Source organism: Flavobacterium sp., from assembly GCF_049318185.1.
In the GTDB taxonomy this organism is placed as follows: Bacteria; Bacteroidota; Bacteroidia; order Flavobacteriales; family Flavobacteriaceae; genus Flavobacterium.
Window position 1 is genome coordinate 1 of sequence record NZ_JBMOGV010000235.1, and the last position, 1,578, is coordinate 1,578.

At 31.0% G+C, this 1,578-nt stretch carries 3 protein-coding genes; all 3 read left to right on the forward strand.

Features of this window, described 5'->3' with window-relative positions; genetic code table 11:
* The first annotated feature begins 216 nt into the window (after positions 1-216).
* The gene (locus ACOYLT_RS11925; RefSeq protein WP_422854056.1) at positions 217-702 is read left to right on the forward strand and encodes a tetratricopeptide repeat protein; all 486 of its coding nucleotides are present in this window, start codon (positions 217-219) and stop codon (positions 700-702) included.
* A 29-nt stretch (positions 703-731) separates the two neighbouring features.
* Positions 732-1,196 (forward strand): RidA family protein, encoded by a 465-nt coding sequence (locus ACOYLT_RS11930; protein WP_422854057.1) that lies wholly within the window; start codon positions 732-734, stop codon positions 1,194-1,196.
* Between the two features lie 123 nt (positions 1,197-1,319).
* A partial coding sequence (locus tag ACOYLT_RS11935) for a two-component regulator propeller domain-containing protein (RefSeq protein ID WP_422854058.1) occupies positions 1,320-1,578 on the forward strand: 259 nt, incomplete at its 3' end.

Genomic DNA, 1,578 nt, shown 5'->3' on the forward strand with positions numbered 1-1,578 from the left:
AAAAAAAATGAAAAACACAAGAATAATTGCTTTAATATGTTTACTTATACTGTGGGGGATTGGTGCATCTTTGTTATTTAAAAAAGGAGAAAATAATGGGGTAATAATTATTACAGCTGTAATTATTATTGCTGGATTTGCAGTAAAGTACAAAAAGAAAAATACAAATTGAATAATGATTTAGCATTCTATTTCAAAAGACCAAAAACATAAAAAATGGCTTCAAACGTACCAACCATAAGTCAAATATCTTTGATTTCATTATTTTTTCAGCTTTTGTTAGTAGCTTTTTTTACATATTTCTATCATGATTTAGATTTTGCATTCGCTTTTATATTAGGTGCTTTAACTTATTCGATTTTGGCCATTAGTTTGAGAAATTTTATTGCAAAAGATCATCGACAGGGGTTTAAACTAGTTAAACAACAAAAATTTGCAGAAGCAATACCTTTATTTGAAAACAGTGTTCATTTTTTTACTCAACATGCCTGGGTTGATAAATATCGTTTCTTAACACTTTTAAGTGCTTCTAAATTGACTTATAAAGAAATGGGGCTTTGTAATATTGCATTTTGCTATAGTCAGACCAATAACGGTCAAAAAGCAATAGAGTACTACGAACTAGTACTAAAAGAATTTCCTAATAACGGTATGGCAATAACTGGACTGAGAATGATTAATTCGATGGCGCAGACTCAATAATTTGATCACTAACAAAATATGAACTTCATATGAAAAATGTTGAAGAAAGACTAAATGAATTAGGTTTTAGTATTCCGGAAATTCAATCACCCCTTGCTAACTATGTACCTGCAAAACGAAGTGGGAATTTAGTTTTTACTGCTGGACAAGTTTGTACTTTGGGAGACCAGGTAATCAAAGGAAAGTTAGGTAGAGAAATAGATATTGAAACTGGTAAGCAAGCTACTCGATTTTGCGTTATTAATTGTTTGGCGGCTATTAGACAGCTTTTAGGTTCTTTAAATTTTATAGAAGACATTGTTGCAGTTCATGGACTAATTAATAGTGTACCTGAATTTACAGGTCACGCTGATGTTATGAATGGGGCATCTGATTTAATGGTACAGATTTTTGGTGAACAGGGCAGACACGTAAGGACTTCTGTTGGTGTTTCAAGTTTACCTCATGATTTTACTGCTTCTGTTTATATTATTGTTCAAGTAAATGATTTGTAAAATTGTCATTCTGTGAGGGCGGTTTTCAATATCAATTATAAATGATATTTATTCACACATTAGGTGAAAAAATCTTTATTTCATCGATAATTTTATACTATTTCATACAATATTCTTCAGTTCATGTTTCAAATAATGAAAAAATATTTTTTTCAATATATTTTAATCTTCCACACAATGTTAACTTTTGGTGTTGCTTGTAAGGGGCCAGTGAAAAAAGATTTGCCAAAAGAAAATAATCATCCCTATCTTATTAAAACGATAGGTGATCCGAAATACGGCAATGTGCAATGTATCTATCAAGATAAAGCCGATAACCTATGGTTCGGCACTACGGAAAACGGATTGTACAAATATGACGGGAAATCGTTTAGCCGATTTT